The following is a 22524-nucleotide window of genomic DNA, read 5'->3' as shown; positions in this document are numbered from 1 at the left end:
TCCTTTCCGTCACCAAGTCAGACCCGACAGCCCTCCGATCTGTGACAGCTGCCCGGTCGCGAACGCCAACTTGTCCGGATTCATCACGAACTCCACGTGCGTCACCCCATCCGCGCCGACGGCGATGAACGCGATCGCGACCACGCCGTCCGGGCCGGCGGCCACCAGTGCCGGGCCGCCGTTCGCCTCGGTCAGGTACGCCTGGACGTCGCCGCCGAACCGCCGTACCGCACCGGACAGGTAGCGGGCGACCTTGCTCCGGCCGGTGACGACGTTGCGGGCCGCGGACACCTGGCCGCCGCTGTCGGCCCGCGACACCACGTCCGCCGCCAGCAGTTGCTCCAGCTCCTCGAGCTCGCCCAACCGGGCCGCCGCGATGAACCGCTCCACCAGCTTCCGCCAGCCGGCGCGGTCCACCGGCTGCTCGCGCCGCGACTCGGCCGCCAGCTTCTTCCCGGCCCGCGACGCCAACTGCCGCGCGTTCGCCTCCGACGTACCGATCAGCTCCGCCACGTCGCGGTACCCGTACGCGAAAGCCTCGTGCAGCACGTACGCCGCCCGCTCGGCAGGCGTCAGCCGCTCGAGCATCAGCAGCAACGCGAACGACACCGACTCCCGCTCCGCGACGACCTCCAACGGTCCGAGCGCGTCGAACTGCCCGGTCAGTACGGGCTCCGGCAGCCACTGGCCGACGTACGTCTCGCGACGTGCCCGGGCCGAGGTGAGCTGCTTGATCGAGAGGTTCGTGACCGTCTTGGCGAGGTACCCGTCCGGGTCGCGGACCGTCGTACGGTCGACGTCCTGCCAGCGCAGCCACGCGTCCTGGACGATCTCCTCCGCGTCGGTCGCGGTCCCGGTCATCCGGTACGCGATCCCGAACAGCCGGCCCCGCAGCCGCTCGAAATCATCCATGCCGGAAGGTTTCCGCCGCCCGCTGAATCGTGGTGTAGAAGTCCGACCAGCCCGCTTCGTCGAGCATGTCCGCGTCCTTGCCGCCCTGCCCGTCGATCAGCTCCCGGAGGATGTCCGCGTGCCCGGCATGGTGCGCGGTCTCGTCGACCACCCGCACCAGCAGCGCCCCGAACGTCGTACCGCGCTGTCCCTCGGCCCAGTGCGGTACTTCGGCCGGGTGCTCGAGGTCGAGCTCGGCGATCGAGCGGTCGGAGTGCGCGCAGGCCTCGCGGTACAGCCCGGTCAGGTACTCCGTCGACTCGTCCGGCCTCGCCCACATGTCGGCGCCGTCCCAGACCGAGCCGTCCGCCTCCCACGGCAGCTGTTCGCGCGGCGGCCGGCCGACGCTGGTGCCGAGGTAGACGTACTCGATACCGGTCAGGTGCTTCACCAGCCCGAGCAGGTTCGTACCGGACGGGACCAGCGGGCGGCGGCGGTCGTACTCGCTCAGGCCGTCGAGCTTGGCGAGCATCAGCGCGCGGGTCGCCTGGAGGTAGTCCTGCAGTACGGTCTTCACGGGGCTCCTGGGGGTACGAACGGGACCGGCGGGGCGCCGTGCTCGATGAGGTGCAGGAGCGCGGCGGTGTCGGCGTACTCGTCGATCATGTCGGCCAACCGGTCCAGCCTGTCTTCGCGGAGACCCGCGAAGGAGACGGTGCCGTCGGGCGCCGGCTTGCCGGTCAGCTCGGCGACCTCGGTGAGGAACGCGTGCCGCGCCGCGTCGGCGTCCAGCAGCCCGTGCCAGATCGTCCCCCACACGTTCCCCGAACGGCAGCCCCCGGGGAACTCACGAGCATCACCGGTCACCTCGACGATCCCGTGGTGGATCTCGTACGCCGTCCGCGTCGGGCGCGCGAGCACCTTCTCCCGGGCGAAGGTGGTTGCTACTGGCAACAACCCCAGTCCAGCGTGATCACCGCCTGTCTCCACCGCGTGTGGATCGGAGACGAATGATCCGAGCATTTGGTACCCGCCGCATATTCCCAGCACTGGAAGGCGGTTGGCGACTCTGGCCTGGAGAGCTTCGGCCAGGCCGGTGGTGCGGAGCCACGCCAGGTCGGCGACGGTGGCGCGGGAGCCGGGGAGGACTACCAGGTCGGCGTCGCGGACCTCGGCCGGGCTGGTGGTGAAGAAGACGCTGATGGTCGGCTCGGCCGCCAGCGCGTCCAGGTCCGTGAAGTTGCTGATCCGCGGGAACCGCACGACCGCGATCGTCAGCAGCTCGCCCGACGACGTACGCCGCACCGGAATGTCGAGCGCGTCCTCCGAGTCCAGCCACAGCTCCGGCAGCCACGGCAGCACGCCGTACGTCGGCCGGCCGGTCACCGAGGCGAGCATGTCGATCCCCGGCCGCAGCAACGACACGTCACCGCGGAACTTGTTCACCAGGAACCCGCCGATCAACGCCTGATCCGCCGCGTCGAGCAGCGCGACGGTCCCGAACATCGAGGCGAACACTCCCCCGCGGTCGATGTCGCCGACCACGACCACCGGCGCGCGGGTGTGCTGCGCGAGGCCCATGTTCACGTAGTCCGACTGCCGCAGGTTGATCTCGGTCGGGCTGCCCGCGCCCTCGCTGATCACCACGTCGTACCGGGACGCCAGGTCGTCGTACGCCGCGAACGCCGCCTTCGCGAGCTCCGCGCGTTCGGTCAGGAAGCCGCGCGCGGACAGCTCGCCCCACGGCTCCCCCATCAGCACGACGTGGCTGCGCCGGTCGCTGCCCGGTTTGAGCAGCACCGGGTTCATCGCGGCCTCGGGCTCGGCGCCGGCGGCAACGGCCTGGATCCACTGTGCGCGGCCGATCTCGGTGCCGTCGGCGCAGACCATCGAGTTGTTCGACATGTTCTGCGCCTTGTACGGCGCCACCCGCACACCCTGCCGCGCCAGCCAGCGGCACAGCCCGGTGACAACGGTCGTCTTGCCGGCGTCGGACGTCGTACCGGCGATCAGCAGCGAACCCATGTCAGCCGGCGAGCTGCAGCACGACGGCGGTCGGAAGTTTCGCGAGGTCGGCGCCGTCGAGCAGCAGTTTGGAGGCGCGTACGCCGCTGCCGATCACGACCGGCCCGGCGTTCGCGACCGCCTCGTCGACCAGGACCGGCCAGTCCGCGGGCAGTCCGATCGGCGTGATCCCGCCGTACTCCATGCCGGTCGAGCCGACCGCGTCGTCCTGGGCGGCGAACGAGATCTTCCGCACGCCGAGGTGCTTGCGGATCACGCCGTTCACGTCCGCCCGGTGCGTCGCGAGCACCATCACGGCGGCGTACGTCGACTCGCCGGCCCGCTTGCCGTGGACGATGACGCAGTTCGCCGAGGCTGCCATCGGTACGTCGTACTCCGCGCAGAACGCGGCCGTGTCCGCCAGGCCGGGATCGATCGCGACGGCGTACGCCGCAACGTCACCGAGCGCCGCGCGGACCGGGGCCGCGAGCAACTCCGGGACGTCGGCCGCGGGCTGCCACTCGAGCTTGCCCATCACCGGGCCGGTCATGCGCTCTTCACCAGGTCGGCGTACTCGGTGTGCTCCGCGAGGAAGTCCTGGTAGAACGGGCAGGCCGGCCTGACCTGCAGCCCGAGCGCCCGCGCGTCCTCCAGCGACCTGGTGGCGATCCGTCCGGCCACCCCGCGGCCGCGGAACTCGGGCAGCGTCTCGGCGTGCAGGAAGGTGATCGCCCCGGGGTACAGCTTGTAGTCGACGAACCCCATCAGGTTGCCGTCCGGGCCGACCGCCTCGTACCTGGACCGCTCCTTGGCGTCGACCACGCTGATCTCGTTCTCCATGCCCGCCACTCTAGTCAGGCCGGTAGATTGAACAGACGATGGAGCAGCACGACTGGCCTACCGAGTACGCCGAGCTGACGGCGGCCGACCGGCACGCCCCATTGCCGCCTGCGGACCTCGACCGGCTCGCGGTCGCCGCGTTCGTCCTCGGACGCGACGACGAGGTCGCGCAGTGCCGGGAACGCGCGTACGAAGGTCACCTGGCAGCCGGTGACCGCAGGCGCGCGGCGCGGACCGCGTTCTGGCTGGGCTTCCATCTGCAGAACCGCGGCGAGGTCGCGCACGCGGCCGGCTGGCGGGCGCGGATCGAGCGGCAGGTAGCCGACGACAGCGCCGAGTTCGCCGCGATGCGGCTGCAGGCCGACGCCGCCGCGCTGATGATGGCCGGCGACGCGGCGACCGCGCTGCCGATGTTCGAGCAGTCGTCCGGGCTGACCGCCGACGCCGAACTGCTGGTCCTCGCCACGCTCGGCCGCGGCCGCTGCCTGATGATGATGGCCCGCGGAGCCGAGGCGCTCGCCGCCCTCGACGAGGCGATGGTGCACGTGACCGGCGGCCGGATCGGCCCCGAGGTCTCCGGACTCGCGTACTGCGCGGTCGTCGACATCAGCATGCAGATGTACGACATCCGCCGCGCGCAGGAGTGGACCCGGGCGCTGACCGGTTGGTGTGACGCGCAGTCCGGTCTCGTGCCGTACCGCGGCGCATGCCTGGTGCACCGGGCGGAGATCCTCCAGCTGCGCGGCGCGTGGGCCGAGGCGGCCGATGCTGCCGAGGACGCCTGCCGCCGGTTGGCCGAGACCCAAGCGGGGGGCGACGCCTGGTACCGGCTGGCCGAGGTGGAGCGCCAGCGCGGTCGGTACGCCGCCGCCGAGCAGGCCTATCAGCAGGCAGCCGCTCACGGGGCCGAGGTCCAGCCCGGATTCGCCAGACTCCGGGCGGCGCAGGGCAATCAGGCCGCCGCGCTTGCCGGGCTGGAGCGCGCCTTGGCCGAGAAATCGCAGAACCTCCCGGACCTGCTGGCCGCTCGGGTCGACCTCGCGATCGACGCCGGCGACTACGACACCGCGCGGACGGCCGCCACCGAGCTGGCGACGCTCGCCGGCGTGGACTTGCCGTACCTGCAGGCCGTGGCGGCGTACGCCGAGGGCGCGGTCCGGATCGCGTGCGGCGACCTGCGCGAGGCGATCCCGCCGCTGCGGCGTGCCTGGTCGCTGTGGCAGCAGCTGGACACGCCGTACGAAGCCGCCCGTACGCGACTCCTGGTGGCTCGCGCCTGCCGGGCGCTGGGTGACGGCGATGCCGCGCAGATGGAGATCGACGGCGCCCGCGCGGTGTTCGAGCGGCTCGGCGCGGTGGCCGACCTGGCCGCGCTCGACCCCGGCGGCCGGGCCGGCGGGCTCAGTCCGCGGGAGCTGGAGGTACTGCGGTTGCTCGCCACCGGCGCCACCAACCGCGGCGTCGCCGAGCAGCTGTTCCTCAGCGAGCGGACCGTCGCCCGGCACGTCTCGAACATCTTCGGCAAGCTCGGGGTGTCCAGCCGCGCCGCCGCGACGGCGTACGCCTACTCGCACGGACTGGTGTCTGGGTAGAAATGACCATGCCGCCGCGGCGGTGATGGCGTGGTCGGGCGATGTGGCAGCCGGGTCCACAGTCCTACGTTGCTGGACAAGCGACGTACTGAGGGGGCTGTGATGGACAGGTTCGGGACTGTGGTGATCGGCGGTGGTCAGGCCGGTCTGGTGATGGGCTACTACCTGCGCCGGCTGAGCGAGAGCTTCGTGATCCTCGAGGCCGACGCCCGGATCGGCGACTCGTGGCGACGCCGGTACGACGCACTCCGGCTGTTCAGCCGGCCGCGGTACGCGAGCCTGCCCGGCCTGCGGATCCCGGTGAAGGACTGCCCGACCCGCGACGAGATGGCCGACTACCTCGAGCGGTACGCCGCGCACTTCGAGCTGCCTGTGCAGACCGGTGTCCAGGTGACGCGGGTGTCCCGCGACGCCCAGGGCTTCCTGGTGGACACCGACTCCGGCGAGTACTTCGCCGACCGGGTGGTCGTCGCCTCCGGGTGGCACGTCGTACCGCAACGGCCGGCGTTCGCGGCCGAGCTCGATCCGGCGATCCGCCAGCTGCACTCGCTGGAGTACCGCAATCCCGAGCAGTTCGCGGACGGCGAGGTGCTGGTCGTTGGTGCGGCCAACTCCGGCACCGACATTGCGCTGGAGGCGGTCAAGACGCATCCGACCCGGCTCGCCGGCCGGCACCCCGGGCAGGTCCCGGTCGACATCGACACCCGCGTCGGACATCTCACGACGCCGTTGGTGATGTTCGCGTTCAAGCACGTACTGACCCGCCGTACGCCGATGGGCCGCAAGGTGATGGCCTCGATGCGGGGCCACGGGGTCAACCTGGTGCGGAACAAGATCGAGCAGGTGGAGGCGGCCGGCGTCGTACGGCACGGGCGGATCGAGTCGGTGCGCGACGGCTACCCGGTGACCGCGGACGGCGAGGTGCTGAGCGACGTACGGACGGTCGTCTGGTGCACCGGGTCCGGGCCGGACCACAGCTGGCTGGACCTGCCCGACGGACCGCACACGCGCGGGATCTCGGACGACGATCCGCGGCTGATGTACCTCGGAGCGGAGTTCCAGTTCGCAGTCGCCTCGGCGACGATCCAGGGGCTGGACCGGGACGCCCGGTACCTGATCCGGCACCTCCGGGACCGCCGGAACGCGGCGGTCCCGGCGGGAGTCACGCGACCTTGAGGTCGACCTTGATGTTGCCGCGGGTGGCGTTCGAGTACGGGCAGACCTGGTGCGCCTGCGCCACCAGCTCCTCCGCGGCGGCTCGGTCCTCGATGCCCGGCAGGCTCACGACGAGCGCGACCTCGAGGCCGTACCCGGCGCCGCCGTTGATCGGGCCGATGCCGACCTCGGCGGTGACGGTCGAGCCCTCGACGTCCTGACGGCTGCGGCGGGCGACCACCTTCAGCGCGCTGTGGAAGCACGCCGCGTACCCGGCCGCGAACAGCTGCTCCGGGTTGGTGCCGTTGCCGTTGCCGCCCATCTCGACCGGCGGCGCGACGGTGACGGCGAGCTTGCCGTCGTCGGTCCCGACCTTGCCGTCCCGGCCGCCGTCCGCAGTGGCCTTGGCGGTGTACAGAACCTTCTCAACAGCGATCGTCATAGCTGGGTTTCTCCTTCAGCGAGTGGGGTCGAGCAGGAGCTTGCCCACGGTACGGCGGGCACGCATGTCTTCGTGGGCGGTGGCGACCTCGGACAGCGCGTACTCGCCGCCGACGATCGGGGTCAGTGTGCCTTCGGCGGTCAGGCCGAACAGTTCGGCCAGCGGATCGCCGAGCAGCCGCGGGTTCGCGAAGCAGTCGGCCAGCCAGAAGCCGGCGACTGTCTTCGAGCCCTTCATCAACCGGCTCGGGTCGATGGGCGCGGCCTGCTGCCGGGACGCCGCACCGAACGTCACCAGCCGGCCGAACCGGGCCAGCGCGGCGAACGACTCGTCGAACGTCGGGCCACCGACCATCTCGAGCACGATGTCGACCGGCTTGCCGCCGTTCGCCTCGAGGATCCGGTCCTTCAGGCCTTCCGGCGTACCGTCGATCGCGGCGTCCGCGCCGAGCTCGAGGACCTGCCGGCGCTTCTCCTCGCTCGAAGCGGTCGCGATCACGCGCCCGGCGCCCCAGAGCTTCGCGAGCTGCACGGCGAGCGAGCCGACACCGCCCGCACCGGCGTGCACGAGGACGGACTCCCCCGGCTGCAGGTGCGTGGAGGTCTTCAGCAGATGCCACGCGGTCGTCCCTTGCAGCACGAGCGAGAGCGCCTGGCCGTCGGTGACACCCTCCGGCACGTCCCACGCGTACGGCGCGTGCGCCACGGTCTGCTCGGCGTACCCGCCGGAACCGACCAGCGCGACCACGCGCCGGCCGTCCGCGGTGTGACCGACGACCTCGCCGCCGGGGATCAGCGGAAGCTCCGTCTTCGAGAGATAGCTGTTCTCGACCTGGTGGGTGTCCGCGTAGTTGATGCCCGCGCGGTCGACCGTGATCAGCACCTGGCCGTCGCCGGCGACCGGCGCCGGGACCTCGCTGATCTTCAGGACCTCGGGTCCGCCGAACTCGGTGATCTGAATGGCTCGCATACACCGTACTATACACTGTACGTTAGGAAGTTCGAAGGGAGCTGGGTCACATGGCGCGGACGCCGCGGAACACGCTGAGCGCGGAGCTGATCGTGCGGACGGCGCTCGAGCTGATGGAGGCCAAGGGCGCGGACGCGTTCAGCCTGCGCGGGGTCGCCGCCGAGCTGGGCGTCGGCCCGATGGCGCTCTACACCTACTTCCGGAACAAGGACGAGCTGTACGACGCCGTCCGCGATCACCTGATGTCGTTGCTCCCCGCCGTACCGGCTGATGTGCCGTGGCCGGACCAAGTCCGGTCGGTGTGCCGGTCGTTGCGGCTGCTGATGCTGCAGCATCCTTGCCTGGCGCAACTACTTGCGGGCCGGCCGTTGAGCGGGCACGAGACGGCGCGGGTCGCCGAGGGGCTGCTCGGCGTACTGCGGGCCGCCGGGTTCGACCCGGAGACGGCCGCACGGACGCACACGACCCTGTTCACGTACGTGCTCGGGTCGACGTCGTGGGAGATCCAGATGGCCGCCGAACGCCGGGACCCGGAAGCGTGGCGGCGGTTGCGGGCGTCGATGGAGTCGCTGTCGGCGCGCGAGTTCCCGTCGGTCGTCGAGCTGGCGCCGGAGCTGGCCCGGACGACGGGCGGCGACGAGCAGTTCGACTATGGGCTCGACCTGCTGCTCGCCGGGCTGACCCTCAGAACACCATCGTGACCCCCTCCCCTCCTGTTCTTTCCTTTCTTCAGAACACCATCGTGACGATAGCCACCGCACCGATGCAGACGATCAGCGCCCGGAGCGCGATCGGCGGCAGCCGGCGGCCGTAGCGGGCGCCGAGGAAACCACCGATCGTCGAACCGACGGCGATCAGCACCGCGACCAGCCAGTCGATGTCGTGGACGACCACGAACAGGATCGCGGCCACGGTGTTCACGGCGGTCGCCAGCACGTTCTTCAACCCGTTCATCCGCTGCAGGTTCGAGTCCAGGCCGAGGCCGAGGATCGCCATCAGCAGCACGCCTTGCGCGGCGCCGAAGTACCCGCCGTAGACACCGGTCGCGAAGACGGCCGGGATCACCCACCAGGCGCCGCGGTGCAGGTGCGACGGCGCGCTGATCCACTTCGACAGCCACGGCTGGAACGCGACCAGCAGACAGCCGAGCAGGATCAGCACCGGTACGACGGCGTGGAACGCGGAGTCCGGCGTGGTGAGCAGCAGCACTCCCCCGAGGATGCCGCCGAGCACCGAGGCGGGCACCAGGCGCAGCATCCGGCCGCGCTGCCCTTCGAGCTCCCGGCGGTATCCGATCGCGCCGGCCGCGGCACCCGGCGCCAGGCCGACCGTGTTGCTGACGTTCGCCAGCACCGGAGGAATACCGACGGCCAGCAGGGCGGGGAACGTGAGCAGCGTGCCCGACCCCACCACAGCGTTGATCGTTCCCGCGCCCATCCCGGCCAGCAGGACGAACACCGCCTCGAACCATGTCATCGCTCAGAGACTTTACGCACCTGTTCCGGCACCCGCAGATCTGTCCGGCGGTTGAACAGGCAAGAACCCTCCCGGACGAGCGTCCGGGAGGGTTCTGGTGGGTGTTGTCAGCGCTGCGGGGGTTCTTGCGCCGGGGGCTCCTGGGCGGGGGCCGGGGGCTGCTGGGACGGCGCCGGCGGCGGGACCGCCGGCATCGTCGGCGCGGCCTGGCTGCGGGTGCTCACGGCCGCGGACTCGGCGGCCGCGATCGCTTCGCGGACCGCGTTGTCGGCCTCCGCCACTGCGGCCGGCGCCGCGGCGGAGTCGAGCTCCGGCACCTCGCCGTTCGACAGCTCGGGCGCGTGCCAGTCGCCCTCGGCCTGCTTCGCGATCCCGGCCACCTGGCCGACCGCGGAGCCGAGACCCTTGAGCGCGTCGCCGATCTCACTCGGCACGATCCAGAGCTTGTTCGCGTCGCCCTGGGCGATCGACGGCAGCATCTGCAGGTACTGGTACGCGAGCAGACCCTGGTCCGGCTTGCCGGCGTGGATCGCGTTGAAGACCGTGGTGATGGCCTGCGCCTCACCCTGTGCCTTCAGGATCCGGGCCTGCCGCTCGGCCTCGGCGCGGAGGATGCGGGACTGCTTGTCACCTTCGGCGGTGAGGATCGCGGACTGCTTCTGACCCTCGGCGGACAGTACCGCGGACTGCCGCATACCTTCCGCGGTGAGGATCGCGGCGCGCTTGTCCCGGTCCGCGCGCATCTGCTTCTCCATCGAGTCCTGGATCGAGGGCGGCGGGTCGATCGACCGCAGCTCGACCCGGTTCACCCGGATGCCCCACTTGCCGGTCGCCTCGTCGAGCACGTACCGGAGCTTCTCGTTGATCTCCTCGCGGGAGGTCAGCGTCTGCTCCAGGTCCATGCCACCGATGATGTTCCGCAGCGTGGTCATGGTCAGCTGCTCGATCGCCTGGATGTAGTTGGAGATCTCGTACGTCGCCCGCACCGGGTCGTTGACCTGGAAGTAGATGACGGAGTCGATCGACACCATCAGGTTGTCCTCGGTGATGACGCCCTGCGGCGGGAACGCGACCACCTGCTCGCGCATGTCGATGGTGTAGCGGACCTTGTCGACGAACGGGGTCAGCAGGTTCAGGCCCGGCTGCAGCCCGGTCTTGAACTTACCGAACCGTTCGACGATGCCGACGGTCTGCTGCTGCACCACCCGGACGGATTTCACCAAGGTCACGATCACCACCAGGGCGACCAGTGCCAGGACTATGAGGAACGCGGTCACTCGACCCTCCACTCGAACACTCGGACGGGCAGTCTGCCGCCCTACCTCCGACACTACTGCGAGTAGGGGACCACCCGACGCTCAGGACTGCGGCGGGTCCTGGGGTTTCGGGGTCTCCATCTGCGGCAACGGATCGCTGACCGGGTACACGACCGCGGTCGCGCCGTCGATGGACATCACCTCGACGCGGGTACCGGGGGCGATCGTCGAGATCTCGTCGTACGGGCGCGCCGTCCACAGCTCGCCGCCGAGCCGGATCGAGCCGCCGCCGTCGGGATGGATCTCCTTCACCACCGTCCCGGTGCGGCCGATGACGTGCGCCGAACCGGTCTTCAGCTCCTGCCCGTGATGGATCTTGCGGACGATCATCGGCCGGATCGCGCCGAGCATCGCGCCCGCGGTGATCAGCCCGATGACGATCTGCAGCCAGAGCAGCCCCGGAAAGAACGCGGCCACCCCCGCCGCGGTGAGCGCGCCGGCGGCCAGCATCAGCAACGTGAAATCGAGCGAAGCCAGCTCCGCCAGGCCGAGGACGGCGGCGATCGTCAGCCACGCCGCCCACATGTTGTCCCGCAGCCAATCCATCATTTCCCAAGCCTATCCAGGTCGGGGGTTTCCGGCAGGGGTTCGACGCGTCACACGCGCTGCCGGATCCGTGTCAGAGCGCGCGGGCCGTGTACCGGCCGTCCTCCTGCTTGAGAGTGAGGGCCAGGTCGAAGGTGTCGCTGAGGTTCTCCGCGGTCAGCGCCTGGTCCATCGGGCCGGCCGCGACGATCCTGCCCTGCTTGAGCAGCAGCGCGTGCGTGAAGCCCGGCGGGATCTCCTCGACGTGGTGGGTGACCAGCACCATCGCGGGCGCACCGGCGGCCGTCGCGATCGAGCTCAGCGAACGGACCAGCTGTTCGCGACCCGTAAGGTCCAGGCCCGCCGCGGGCTCGTCCATCAGCATCAGCTCGGGGTCGGTCATCAGCGCGCGGGCGATCTGCACGCGCTTGCGCTCGCCCTCGGACAGCGTGCCGAACGTGCGGTCCGCCAGGTGCGCGATGCCGAGCTCGGCGAGCAACGCGGTGGCGCGCTCGTGGTCGAGCTCGTCGTACTCCTCGATCCAGCGGCCGAGGACGGCGTACGACGCGGAAACCACCACGTCGGACACCCGCTCGCTCTTCGGCAGCCGGTCCGCGAGCGCGGCGCTGGTCAGCCCGATCCGCGGCCGCAGCTCGAACACGTCGACCGCGCCGAGCACCTCGCCGAGCAGCCCGGCCACACCGGACGTCGGGTGCACCTGGGCGGCCAGGATCTGCAGCAGCGTGGTCTTGCCGGCGCCGTTCGGCCCGATCACCACCCACCGGTCGGCCTCGTCGATCGTCCAGTCGATCCCGTCGAGCAGACGCGCGTCCCCACGAACGACCGACACCCCGGCCAGCTCCACCACTGCAGTCATGCACCAAAACCTAAGGGGTCGCCGTTTTCGGCCCGCTGGTGGGTGGTGCGAGACTTACGGCGTGCTGACGACCTCCGCCTCGGTCCGGTTCACCGTCTGGACGAACGCGATGCTGACCGGCGCCTGCGATCCCGACACCGCCGCGCACAAGATCCTCGGCGACGACGTCGGTCACCACGTCGCGGGCCTCGCCGGGCACCCGGAGCCGGCCACGTTGCCGGTGGCGCTCAACCTGTTGCGGGCCGCCGGTACGACGCAGGCGCATCTCGCGTTGCCGGTGCCGGGCGACCCGATCGGGCTGGCCGGTCCGCCCGCGTTCAACGAGGCGGCGCTGGAGACCGGGGAGGCCGTCGTACTCACCGGGCCGGAGATCGGGCTGGTGCCGGCGTACGTCGGACCGGCCGTGCAGTGGGCGGTGCTGCCGGCCGCGCCGCCGGTGCCCGCCGATCTCGGCGAGGCGGACCGGGGGCTGCGGATGGCGCTGATCGATGCCGCGGACTCGCTGGCCGCGCTCGAGGTCGCGAGGTGGAAGCCGGAGGTGGCGGACGCGCTGATCGACATCCGGAAGATCGGCCGCGGCACCGGCGACGAGCTGGCGCCGGGGTACGAACCCCGCGCGGTGAAGGCCGCGGCAACGGCCCGCAGATGTCTGGCCATCGCAGACGCTGCGCTCGAGGACGACGGTGCGGCAGTAACCGGCGCCGAGGCCGACGCCCGCCGCCGAGCCCTCCTGGAACTGGCCACCGCCGCCCGCCGCGCACTGGTAGCAGCCTGCGCCCCACCCGTTCGTGACTGAGATCTGGACCGGACATCTGACTGTCATCTGGTTTGGGTAGGTTTGCGGCGAGATGACAGGACTGGGTGAGATGGAGACGGCAGCGGCCGAGCGGCCGACGTTGCTGGTGACATTGACGGGGACCGACCGGCCGGGGCTGACGTCCGCGGTGCTGTCCACCCTGGCGACCCGTGGGCTCGAGGTGATCGACGCCGAGCAGGTCGTCCTGCGCGGCCGTCTGGTGCTCGGCGTACTGCTGTCCGCGCCGCGCGACCACAAGGACCTGAAGGAAGAACTGAAGGCACTCGCGAACGTCCTCGACGTCGACATCTCGGTGAAGAAGGGTGTCGGCGACAACGAGCCGCGCCGCAAGGGCCGCAGCCAGGTGACCGTGATCGGCCACCCGCTGTCCGCCTCCGGGCTCGCCGCGGTGGCCGGACGGATCGCCGACACCGGCGCGAACATCGACCGGATCAGCCGCATGGCGCGCTACCCGGTGACCGCGATGGAGATCGCCGTCTCCGGCGTCGAACCCGAGGCCCTGCGCACCGTCCTCGCACTGGAGGGTGTCCGCCAGGGCCTCGACATCGCCGTCCAGGACGGCGGCCTGTACCGGCGGGCGAAGCGGCTGATCGTGATGGACGTCGACTCCACGCTGATCCAGGGCGAGGTGATCGAGATGCTCGCCGCCCACGCCGGCCGCCTGGACGAGGTCGCTGCCGTCACCGAGCAGGCGATGCGCGGCGAACTCGACTTCGCGGAGTCGCTCACGCACCGGGTCGCGGCCCTCGAAGGCCTTCCGGTCTCGGCCCTCGACGAGGTGTACGCCGCGATCGAGCTCGCGCCCGGCGCCCGCACCCTGGTCCGGACGCTGAAGCGACTCGGCTACCAGTTCGCGATCGTCAGCGGCGGGTTCAGCCAGATCACCGACCAGCTCGCGGCCGAGCTCGGCATCGACTACGCGAAGGCCAACGAACTGGAGATTGCCGACGGCAAGCTCACCGGCCGCGTGGTCGGCGAGATCGTCGACCGGCCGGGCAAGGCGACCGCCCTGCGCGAGTTCGCGGCCCGCTCCGGTACGCCGCTCAGCCAGACCGTCGCGATCGGTGACGGGGCCAACGATCTCGACATGCTCGCCGCCGCCGGCCTCGGCGTCGCGTTCAACGCCAAGCCTGTGGTCCGCGCCGCCGCCGACACCCACCTGAGCGTCCCGTACCTGGACACGATCCTCTACCTCCTCGGCATCACCCGCGAGGAAGTCGAGAACGCCGACGCCGACAACCCTGCCTAAGATCCGGGGTATGGAGTTCAGCACCCGACCCGCGACGCTCGACGACGCGCCCGCGATCCACGCCGTCATCGCCGCCAACGAGCGGGCCTGGCACGGGCAGGTGGAGTCGGCGGCCGACGCTGTCGCCGCGGACCTGCGGCGCCCGCTGATCACGCTCGACCTCGACACCCGCGTGGTCGAGACGCCCGACGGCGAAATCGTCGCCTGGGCCTGGGTGCACGGCGGCCGGCGCTCGCAGATCGACGTACACCCGTCGTACGCCGGCCGCGGTCTCGGCACCGAGCTGCTCGACTGGGCCGAGGCGCGCGCCCGGGAGCACGAGAGCGACTGGCTCGCGCAGACGGTCGACGACGCGGACGAGGCCGGTACGGCGTTGCTCCGGGCGCGCGGGTACGACGTACTCGCCACCAACTGGTTGCTCGAGCGGCCGGTCGACGGCGAGGCGCCGACGATCCCGCACGGCGTGACGGTCCGCCCGTTCGCGCCGGGTGACGAGCGGGTGGCGCACCAGGTCGTGCAGGACGCGTTCGACGAGTGGCAGCCGCGCCGGCACGGGTACGAGGAGTGGGCCGGGACCAGCATCGAGCGCCCGAGCTTCGACCCCGCGCTGTCGCCGGTCGCGGTGGCCGGTGACGAGATCGTCGGCGTGGTGATCGGCCTCGAACTCCCGGACTCCCCCGACGGGTACGTCGACCAGGTCGCCGTCCGGAAAGACTTCCGCGGCCGCGGCATCGCCCGCACGCTGCTGACCGTCGCCGCGCAGGAGGCCGGGCGCCGCGGGCGGCGGACGCTGACGCTCTGGACGCACTCCGGCACCGGCGCGCTCGCGATGTACCAGCGCCTCGGCATGTCGGTCCGGCGCAGTACGACGGTCTACCGCACGGAGCTGTGACGAGCTGTTGACAGCGTGGCATGAGAGCGCTCACATTGGCCTCATCCACCGCCCCTGGAGGTCGACATGCGGATCCGCCCCCTCGCACTCGCCCTGATCGCCCCACTGCTCGCCGTCGCCACGCTCGGCGTCGCCGCCCAGGCCGACGTACCGACGCCGCCCGCCGGCTGGTCGACGATGTGGAGCGACGACTTCAACGGCCCGAACGGCAGCCTGCCGTCGAGCACGAACTGGATCGTCGACACCGGCCACGGCTACCCGGGCGGCCCCGGGAACTGGGGTACCGGCGAGATCCAGAACTACACGAACAGCCCGGACAACCTGTCCCTCGACGGCACCGGGAACCTGAGGATCACCCCGCGCCGGGACGCGGCCGGCAACTGGACGTCGGCCCGGATCGAGTCCCAGCGCGCCGACTTCAAACCGCCGGCCGGCGGGGTGCTGGCGATCGAGAGCCGGATCCAGATGCCGAACGTCACCGGCGACGCCGCGCTCGGGTACTGGCCGGCGTTCTGGGCGCTCGGCTCGCCGTACCGCGGGAACTACTGGAACTGGCCGGGCATCGGCGAGTTCGACATCATGGAGAACGTCAACGGGATCAACTCGGTCTGGGGCGTGCTGCACTGCGGCGTGAACCCGGGTGGCGCCTGCAACGAGACCACCGGCCTCGGCGCGAACCGTGCGTGTCCCGGATCGACCTGCCAGTCCGCCTTCCACACGTACCGCTTCGAGTGGGACACCTCCGTCTCACCGAACCAGCTCAGGTGGTACGTCGACGGGCAGCAGTTCCACTCGCTCAGCCAGAGCCAGTTCCCGGCCGACACCTGGGCGAACATGACCTCGCACGCCGGGTACTTCGTGCTGCTGAACCTCGCGATCGGCGGCGCGTTCCCGGACGCGCTGAACGGCCCGACGCCGCGCGCGTCGACGGTCCCGGACAAGCCGATGGTCGTCGACTACGTCGCGGTGTCGACGAAGGGCGGCGGCACGACGACTCCCCCGCCGCCGAGCTCGTCGGCGTACAGCACGCTGCAGGCGGAGTCGTACAGCCAGCAGTCGGGAACCGGCCTGGAGACCACGACCGACACAGGCGGTGGCCAGAACCTGATGCAGGTCGGCAACGGTGACTGGGCTTTGTACCGAGGCATCGACTTCGGCAGCACACCGGCGACCCAGTTCGTCGCCCGGGTCGCTTCGGGTGCGGCGGGCGGGGTGAGCGGGCTGGTCGAAGTACGGCTCGACAGTAGGTCGAACCCACCGATCGGCAGCTTCGCCATCGCCAACACCGGCGGCTGGCAGTCCTGGCGCACCGTCCCCGCGAACATGTCCGCGGTCACCGGCGTCCACGACGTCTACGTCACCTTCACCAGCGGCCAGCCGGCCGACTTCGTCAACCTGAACTGGTTCACGTTCGCTCACTAACCCACTAACCCACTACCCACTACCCTCCGCCGCACGCCCGGCGCATCCCAACTTTGAGAAGCCACCAACCACCGTCGAGCCCTGAGAACGGTCGGTGGCTTCTCAAAGTGGACATCGGGGTCGGGTGTCAGGCGGCGTGGAGGTCGTGGGTGGGGTCGTGCGGGTCGGCCGACCGCCAGATCGGCGGGTCGCCGGGGCGGGATCGGCCCCTTGCGAACGCGGCCCGGAGACGGGCGATCACGTCCGAACGCGGATCGAGGACGTCTTCCCAGCCGAAGTGCACGAGTTCGACGGCCCGGTCGCTCAGCCGCTGGTCACGCCGGTAGCTGCGCCGCAGCTGACGGCGCCGTTCCGCCGGGCTCTCGCTGTCGTACTTCGCGAGACCGTCCGCCTCACCGATGGTCCGGAACTCCGGCCACCAGAAGTCGACGCGTTCCGGCATCCACGCGTAGCCGTCCCAGAACTGTGCCTGGAGGATCGGCCCGGGCAAGCCGGCAACAGCGAAGACCGATCGGGCGATCGACTCAAGCACCGACTCCGCCCTCGGGTCGCCGAAGCCGATCGTGGTCCGCGCCCGGCGGATGCCCGGCCACTGGAACTGCCGCTCCATGGCACCTTCGAGATCGTCGAGCGAAACCCCGCTGCGCAGCGCGTGGTCCACCGTCACGATCGCCTCGCGGAACGGCAAGGCGCGGGCCAGATCCACCACACTTCTCGCGGGACTCGTGACCGGCAACCACAGCTGCCGGGACACATCGACCGGTTCCAGGGCCGCCCGCCGTACGACGATGTCCGCACGGCGCTGGTTCCGCCTGGTCGCGGCCGGCCTTGTCAACCACGTGGCACTTGTGGGCGGCGCTGCCGGACGCCGGCTGTCCGTCCAGCTGCGCAGACCTGCCAGGCGGACCGCGCTGAAGTGACTCACAACCGAGCCGGGGTGCGAGGCCTGCGCGCAGGCGATGCGCGCCAGACCCTCGTCCAGCCGACCGTCGATGTAATGGCCATGGTGGTGCTGCAGCACCCGCCGGCGGAGAAGTCGCCGCAGGTCGGCGTCCCGCAATCCGGCGGCGAGCAAGACCTGCCGGTCCCGCGGCGTCCGAACGAGCTCCAGCACCCGAAGACGGACATCGTCAGCCAATCGATCCATCCCCCCAGCATCTGCCACAACCCGCAGCCCCGCGCCCCGTCCCCGCCTCCCTGTGGACAACTCCGCAGCAGCGATGCGACTTTGAGAAGCCACCGACCACGAATCGACGCGAAGAATGGTCGGTGGCTTCTCAAAGTCGGGGAGAGTCGGTGCGGACGGCGGTGCGCGAGGGGAAGGGGCGCGAGGGCTTAGGCTTCCGCTTATGTCTGAACTGCAGGGTGGGCCGGGTGCCCTGTTCGCCATCGGTGGTGCCGAGGACAAGCTGAAGAAGCGGACGGTGCTGCAGGAGTTCGTCGAGGCGGCAGGTGGGTCGAAGGCGCGGATCGTCGTGGTGCCCACGGCGTCCGCGCTGGGGCCCGACGTGATCGACGTGTACCGCGCGCTCTTCGCCGCCCTGGGTGCCGAGAGCGTGGTCGGCGTCCGCCCGGAGAACCGGGAGGACGCCGACGACCCGGCCTTCATCGCGCCGCTGAACGACGCCACCGGGATCTTCATGACCGGCGGCAACCAGCTCAAGCTCGCGGGTGTCGTCACCGGTACGGCGTTCGGCCGCGCCGTGACGGCCGCGCACGCGCGCGGTGCGGCGGTCGGCGGTACGTCGGCGGGCGCGAGCATCCTGGCCGAGCACATGATCGCGTTCGGGCGTTCCGGCGCCACCCCGCGGCAGCGGATGAGCCAGCTGGCCGGCGGGCTCGGTCTGGTGCAGGGCGCGATCGTCGACCAGCACTTCGCCCAGCGGAACCGGTACGGCCGGCTGCTGTCGCTGGTCGCGCAGTCCCCCGGCCTGCTCGGGATCGGCGTCGACGAGGACACCGCTGCGGTCGTCCGCGGCACCCACCTGGAGGTCGTCGGCCGGGGCGCGGTGACGATCTTCGACGGCACCCGGATCACCTCGAACGCGCACAACGCGAAGCGCTCCGAGCCGATCCTCGCGTCCGGTGTCGTGCTGCACGTGCTGCCCGCGACCGCGACGTTCGACCTGGAGCACCGGGTGCTGCTGTCGTACGGCCCGCAGCCGCCGGCCGCGGAGATCGCGGAGATGGCTGCGGCCGAGGCAGATCTGCGCAAGCTGGCCAAGGAGATCGCCGCGGAGGGCGTGTCGCCGCGGTACTACGCGGAACGCAAGCGGCGGGCGGGACGCCGTACCAAGGCCGCTGCCGCCGGGGAGTCCAGACCGGAGGCGACCGAGCCGATCAAGGCCGGCGCCGACCCAGAGCTCCCCGACCGCACGCAACCAGAACAGTGACGCCCCATGACCGATGCAACACCCTCGCCTGACCTGAAGATCATCGAGACCCGCGTCTACCGCGGCCCGAACGTCTGGAGCTACGACCCCGCGATCCACCTGGTCGTCGACCTCGGCTCGCTGGAGAAGTTCCCCTCGAACACCATCCCCGGCTTCACCGAGCGGCTGCTCGCCGACCTCCCGCGCCTCGACCAGCACCACTGCTCGCGCGGCCGCCGCGGCGGGTTCATCGAGCGGCTGTACGAAGGCACCTGGCTCGGGCACATCGCCGAGCACGTGTCGCTCCAGCTGCAGCAGGAGGCCGGTCACGACATGCGCCGCGGCAAGACCCGGCAGGTGAAGGGGTCGCCGGGCGTCTACAACATCACCTACGCGTACGCCGACGAGGCGGTCGGGCTGGCCGCGGGCGAACTCGCCGTACGGTTCGTGAACAACTTGGTCGAGCCGGACCCGGCGTTCGACTTCACCCAGGAGCTCGAGAAGTTCATCAAGCAGGCGGAGCGGACCGCGTTCGGCCCGTCCACGCAGGCGATCGTGGACGAGGCCGTGTCCCGGGACATCCCGTGGATCCGGCTGAACAAGGCCAGTCTGGTGCAGCTCGGGCAGGGCGTGCACGCGAAGCGGATCCGGGCCACGATGACGTCCGAGACCGGGTCGATCGCGGTCGACGTCGCGAGCGACAAGGACCTGACCACCCGGCTGCTCGCGTCCGCCGGCCTGCCGGTGCCGCGGTCTGAGTCGGTCCGGACCGTCGACGAGGCGGTCGCCGTCGCGCACAAGATCGGGTACCCGGTCGTCTGCAAGCCGCTGGACGGCAACCACGGCCGCGGCGTCTGCCTGAACCTGCAGGACGCCGACGCGCTTCGCGACGCGTTCCCGATCGCGGCCGAGCAGTCCCGGCGCGGCTTCGTGATCGTGGAGAACTTCGTCACCGGCAAGGACTACCGGTGCCTGATCATCAACGGCCGGATGGAGGCGATCGCCGAACGCGTGCCCGCGCACGTGGTCGGCGACGGCGTCCACACGGTCGCCGAACTCGTTGACATCACCAACGCCGACCCACGCCGCGGCGTCGGCCACGAGAAGATCCTCACCCGGATCACGGTGAACGCGGCGGCCCGGCAACTGGTCCGCGACCAGGGCTTCGAGCTGGACGACGTACCACCCGAGGACGTGATGGTGAAGCTGACGCTCACCGGCAACATGTCCACCGGCGGGATCTCGATCGACCGGACCTGGGAGGCGCACCCGGAGAACGTCGAGATCGCCGAGGAGGCGGCCCGGATGATCGGGCTGGACATCGCCGGCATCGACTTCATCTGCCCGGACATCACCCAGCCGGTGCGCGAGACCGGCGGCGCGATCTGCGAGGTGAACGCGGCACCCGGGTTCCGGATGCACACCAACCCGACGATCGGCGAGCCGCAGTACATCGCGAAGCCCGTGGTGGACATGCTGTTCCCGCCCGGCGCGACCAGCCGGATCCCGATCGTCGCGGTGACCGGGACGAACGGCAAGACGACGACCGCGCGGATGATCAGCCACGTCTTCAAGGGCCTCGGCCGCAAGGTCGGGATGACGTCCACCGACGGCATCGTGATCGACGAGCGGCTGGTGATCCGGCAGGACGCGTCCGGCCCGAAGTCCGCGCGGATGGTGCTGCAGAACCCGCGGGTCGACTTCGCGGTGTTCGAGGTGGCCCGCGGCGGGATCCTGCGCGAGGGGCTCGGGTACGAGCGGAACGACGTGGCCGTCGTGCTGAACGTGCAGCCGGACCACCTCGGCATGCGCGGCATCGAGACGCTGGAGCAGCTCGCCGACGTGAAGTCGGTGCTGGTCGAGGCGGTGCCACGGACCGGGTACGCCGTACTGAACGCCGACGACCCGCTGGTCCGGAAGATGCGCCGCAAGTGCTCGGGGCAGGTCGTCTGGTTCAGCATGTCCGAGCCGGGCAGCGAGGTCCGCGACTACATCGAGGGGCACTGCCGGCGCGGCGGGCGGGCCGTGGTCCTGGAGCGCTCAGACCTCGGCGACATGATCGTGGTGAAGCACGGCCGCCGGTCGATGCAGCTCGCCTGGACGCACTTGCTGCCGGCAACGTTCGGCGGGCGGGCGATGATGAACGTGCAGAACGCGATGGCGGCGGCCGCCGCGGCGTTCGCGGCCGGCGCGCCGCTGCACGACATCCGGCAGGGCCTGCGGACGTTCAGCACGTCGTACTACCTCTCCCCCGGTCGGCTGAACGAGATCGACGTCGACGGGCGGAGCGTGATCGTCGACTACTGCCACAACGCGCCGGCGATGCGGATGCTCGGCGACTTCGTGGACCGGCTCGGCGAGAGCCTGAACGCGTCGTCGGAGCTCGGCCGGCCCTCGCGGATCGGCGTCATCGCGACCGCGGGCGACCGGCGCGACGACGACCTCCGCGAGCTCGGTGAGGTCGCGGCGCAGCACTTCGACGTGGTCGTGGTCCGTGAGGACGCCCGGTTGCGCGGGCGCAAGCGCGGCGAGTCGGCGGACCTGGTCACGGCGGGCGTACGGGCCGCGATGGACAGCGGCGCCCGCTGCCGGCGGGTGGACGTCGTACTCGACGAGCTCGACGCGGTCCGCTACGCGCTCGACCTGTCGAACCCGGGCGACCTCGTGGTCCTGTGCGTCGACCAGCACCAGTCCGTGCTGGCGGAACTCGAGTCGGTCTCGCACCTGGCCCAGGCCGGCGCCCGCTCGGGCGACGAGGGCGGCGACCCGGACTTCGTCCAGCCGGACGAGGAGATCGCCGAGGACGCGATGAGCTGATCAGGACGCCGGTTGCTGCCGCTTCGGCAGCAGCCGGCGGCGCGGCTCCACCTGGTCGATCCAGTCGAGGTCGTCGGACAGTACGGCGTCGTTCGACTTGTCGGCGTACGGGTCCGGGGCCGGCGGTGCCGGCGGCAGGGCGCGTAGTTTGAGCGTGACCATCGGGATCGCCAGCAGTACGCCGACCACCATCCACGGCCAGTACGTCCGCAGCAGCGGCTCGAACGCCTGGAAGAACGCGTCGGTCGAGGCGTTGCCGACGGCGTCCATCGGCTTACCGGTGGACGCGCTGACCAGCCGCACCGCCTCGACGACGGCGAAGCAGACCAGGTAGAACCCGGTCAGCGGGATCCACGCGCCGACGGACCGCCAGCCGCGCTTCCAGCAGGCGATGTAGAGCAACAGTGCGAGCCCGGCGCCGACGAGCGCGCCGTTCAGCTGCCACAGCCAGCGCCAGTCGGTCAGCTGCTCGGCCGGACGCATCGCGGTCCACGCGACCGGCAACGCCAGCGCGAACGCCGCGACCACCGAGCTCCGGGTGCCGAGCGCGCCGAAGAACGCGCCGACGGCGGTTGCCGCCAGCAACGTGATCAGCAGCTTCAGCTCGCCGAACGGCGTCCCGGTCGCCCACCACAGGCCCGCGGCGACCACCAGCACCACCGGTACGGCGATCCGGATCCGCCCGATCAGCAGCCCCGCGAGCACGCCGCCGGTGAGGCCGCCGAGGACCAGCAGGTCGATCCGCGGCGGCACGAAGTACGTCGTACCCTCCGGGAGTCCCTTCAGGTACGTCGCGGAGAAGCCGCCCACGAACCAGGCGACCACCGCGGCCGGGATCGACCACAGGTAGCGCATCACAACCCCGTTC

The 22524-nt window shown here is 70.9% G+C and carries 22 protein-coding genes; 9 read left to right on the top strand and 13 right to left on the bottom strand.

Features of this window, described 5'->3' with window-relative positions:
• Window positions 1-9: 9 nt before the first annotated feature.
• The 5 genes from sigJ to ACFV9C_RS22095 are packed head-to-tail and all read right to left on the bottom strand — an operon-like array spanning window position 10 to window position 3735.
• Window positions 10-912, bottom strand: coding sequence for an RNA polymerase sigma factor SigJ (gene sigJ, locus ACFV9C_RS22115; RefSeq protein WP_380196219.1), 903 nt, complete (start codon window positions 910-912; stop codon window positions 10-12).
• Complete coding sequence (locus ACFV9C_RS22110; protein WP_380196218.1) at window positions 905-1468, bottom strand: DinB family protein; 564 nt, start codon at window positions 1466-1468, stop codon at window positions 905-907. The genes sigJ and ACFV9C_RS22110 overlap by 8 nt, the downstream gene beginning before the upstream one ends.
• Window positions 1465-2916: a cobyric acid synthase gene (locus ACFV9C_RS22105; protein ID WP_380196217.1), complete on the bottom strand. Its 1452-nt coding sequence runs from the start codon at window positions 2914-2916 to the stop codon at window positions 1465-1467. The genes ACFV9C_RS22110 and ACFV9C_RS22105 overlap by 4 nt, the downstream gene beginning before the upstream one ends.
• Window position 2917: 1 nt before the next feature.
• The gene (locus ACFV9C_RS22100) at window positions 2918-3445 is read right to left on the bottom strand and encodes a YbaK/EbsC family protein (RefSeq protein ID WP_380196216.1); all 528 of its coding nucleotides are present in this window, start codon (window positions 3443-3445) and stop codon (window positions 2918-2920) included.
• Entirely contained in the window at window positions 3442-3735 is a 294-nt protein-coding gene (locus ACFV9C_RS22095; protein ID WP_380196214.1) for a GNAT family N-acetyltransferase, read from the bottom strand. Before ACFV9C_RS22095 ends, ACFV9C_RS22100 begins: the two co-directional genes overlap by 4 nt.
• 38 nt (window positions 3736-3773) lie before the next feature.
• Between ACFV9C_RS22095 and ACFV9C_RS22090 the strand changes: the two genes are divergently transcribed.
• Together ACFV9C_RS22090 and ACFV9C_RS22085 are read left to right on the top strand one after the other, a co-directional pair.
• The gene (locus tag ACFV9C_RS22090) at window positions 3774-5327 is read left to right on the top strand and encodes a LuxR C-terminal-related transcriptional regulator (protein ID WP_380196213.1); all 1554 of its coding nucleotides are present in this window, start codon (window positions 3774-3776) and stop codon (window positions 5325-5327) included.
• 102 nt (window positions 5328-5429) lie between these two features.
• Window positions 5430-6503, top strand: coding sequence for a flavin-containing monooxygenase (locus ACFV9C_RS22085; RefSeq protein ID WP_380196211.1), 1074 nt, complete (start codon window positions 5430-5432; stop codon window positions 6501-6503).
• Here ACFV9C_RS22085 and ACFV9C_RS22080 read toward each other — a convergent pair.
• Together ACFV9C_RS22080 and ACFV9C_RS22075 are read right to left on the bottom strand one after the other, a co-directional pair.
• Window positions 6490-6924: an organic hydroperoxide resistance protein gene (locus ACFV9C_RS22080; protein WP_380196209.1), complete on the bottom strand. Its 435-nt coding sequence runs from the start codon at window positions 6922-6924 to the stop codon at window positions 6490-6492. The two genes, ACFV9C_RS22085 and ACFV9C_RS22080, sit on opposite strands and share 14 nt — an antisense overlap.
• 15 nt (window positions 6925-6939) lie before the next feature.
• The gene (locus ACFV9C_RS22075) at window positions 6940-7893 is read right to left on the bottom strand and encodes a zinc-binding alcohol dehydrogenase family protein (RefSeq protein ID WP_380196207.1); all 954 of its coding nucleotides are present in this window, start codon (window positions 7891-7893) and stop codon (window positions 6940-6942) included.
• A 50-nt stretch (window positions 7894-7943) separates the two neighbouring features.
• On the opposite strand from ACFV9C_RS22075, the gene ACFV9C_RS22070 reads away from it, so the two are divergent.
• A complete protein-coding gene (locus tag ACFV9C_RS22070) occupies window positions 7944-8594 on the top strand; it encodes a TetR/AcrR family transcriptional regulator (protein ID WP_380196206.1) in 651 nt (216 codons plus the stop codon).
• A 28-nt stretch (window positions 8595-8622) separates the two neighbouring features.
• Here ACFV9C_RS22070 and ACFV9C_RS22065 read toward each other — a convergent pair whose 3' ends face one another.
• The 4 genes from ACFV9C_RS22065 to ACFV9C_RS22050 all read right to left on the bottom strand — a co-directional run bounded on the left by ACFV9C_RS22065 (window position 8623) and on the right by ACFV9C_RS22050 (window position 12087).
• Window positions 8623-9369, bottom strand: coding sequence for a sulfite exporter TauE/SafE family protein (locus ACFV9C_RS22065; RefSeq protein WP_380196204.1), 747 nt, complete (start codon window positions 9367-9369; stop codon window positions 8623-8625).
• 107 nt (window positions 9370-9476) lie between these two features.
• Window positions 9477-10646: an SPFH domain-containing protein gene (locus ACFV9C_RS22060; protein ID WP_380196202.1), complete on the bottom strand. Its 1170-nt coding sequence runs from the start codon at window positions 10644-10646 to the stop codon at window positions 9477-9479.
• Between the two features lie 81 nt (window positions 10647-10727).
• Complete coding sequence (locus ACFV9C_RS22055; RefSeq protein WP_380196201.1) at window positions 10728-11234, bottom strand: NfeD family protein; 507 nt, start codon at window positions 11232-11234, stop codon at window positions 10728-10730.
• Window positions 11235-11304: 70 nt separating this feature from the next.
• The gene (locus tag ACFV9C_RS22050; protein ID WP_380196200.1) at window positions 11305-12087 is read right to left on the bottom strand and encodes an ABC transporter ATP-binding protein; all 783 of its coding nucleotides are present in this window, start codon (window positions 12085-12087) and stop codon (window positions 11305-11307) included.
• A gap of 61 nt (window positions 12088-12148) precedes the next feature.
• Here ACFV9C_RS22050 and ACFV9C_RS22045 point away from each other — a divergent pair, with 61 nt between their 5' ends.
• From ACFV9C_RS22045 to ACFV9C_RS22030, 4 genes are all read left to right on the top strand, one after another.
• Window positions 12149-12883 carry a hypothetical protein gene (locus ACFV9C_RS22045; RefSeq protein WP_380196198.1) on the top strand — a complete coding sequence of 245 codons (735 nt, stop codon included), beginning with the start codon at window positions 12149-12151 and terminating at the stop codon, window positions 12881-12883.
• Window positions 12884-12935: 52 nt separating this feature from the next.
• On the top strand, window positions 12936-14153 hold the full coding sequence (gene serB, locus ACFV9C_RS22040; protein WP_380196196.1) for a phosphoserine phosphatase SerB: 1218 nt from the start codon (window positions 12936-12938) through the stop codon (window positions 14151-14153).
• Between the two features lie 10 nt (window positions 14154-14163).
• Window positions 14164-15045, top strand: a complete 882-nt coding sequence (locus tag ACFV9C_RS22035) for a GNAT family N-acetyltransferase (RefSeq protein ID WP_380196194.1) — start codon at window positions 14164-14166, stop codon at window positions 15043-15045.
• 66 nt (window positions 15046-15111) lie between these two features.
• Window positions 15112-16467, top strand: a complete 1356-nt coding sequence (locus ACFV9C_RS22030) for a glycoside hydrolase family 16 protein (protein WP_380196193.1) — start codon at window positions 15112-15114, stop codon at window positions 16465-16467.
• Between the two features lie 127 nt (window positions 16468-16594).
• Here the strand turns inward: ACFV9C_RS22030 and ACFV9C_RS22025 are convergent, their stop codons facing one another.
• On the bottom strand, window positions 16595-17614 hold the full coding sequence (locus tag ACFV9C_RS22025) for a hypothetical protein (RefSeq protein ID WP_380196191.1): 1020 nt from the start codon (window positions 17612-17614) through the stop codon (window positions 16595-16597).
• 202 nt (window positions 17615-17816) lie between these two features.
• Between ACFV9C_RS22025 and ACFV9C_RS22020 the strand changes: the two genes are divergently transcribed.
• Entirely contained in the window at window positions 17817-18860 is a 1044-nt protein-coding gene (locus ACFV9C_RS22020; protein WP_380196190.1) for a cyanophycinase, read from the top strand.
• Window positions 18861-18866: 6 nt separating this feature from the next.
• Entirely contained in the window at window positions 18867-21656 is a 2790-nt protein-coding gene (cphA, locus tag ACFV9C_RS22015; protein WP_380196188.1) for a cyanophycin synthetase, read from the top strand.
• Here cphA and ACFV9C_RS22010 read toward each other — a convergent pair whose 3' ends face one another.
• Window positions 21657-22511: a hypothetical protein gene (locus ACFV9C_RS22010; protein WP_380196187.1), complete on the bottom strand. Its 855-nt coding sequence runs from the start codon at window positions 22509-22511 to the stop codon at window positions 21657-21659.
• Window positions 22512-22524: the final 13 nt, after the last annotated feature.

Source organism: Kribbella sp. NPDC059898, from assembly GCF_042730855.1.
Classification (GTDB): domain Bacteria; phylum Actinomycetota; class Actinomycetes; order Propionibacteriales; family Kribbellaceae; genus Kribbella.
The sequence above is the reverse complement of the archived record's forward strand: the minus strand, read 5'-3'. Positions and strand labels throughout refer to the sequence as shown.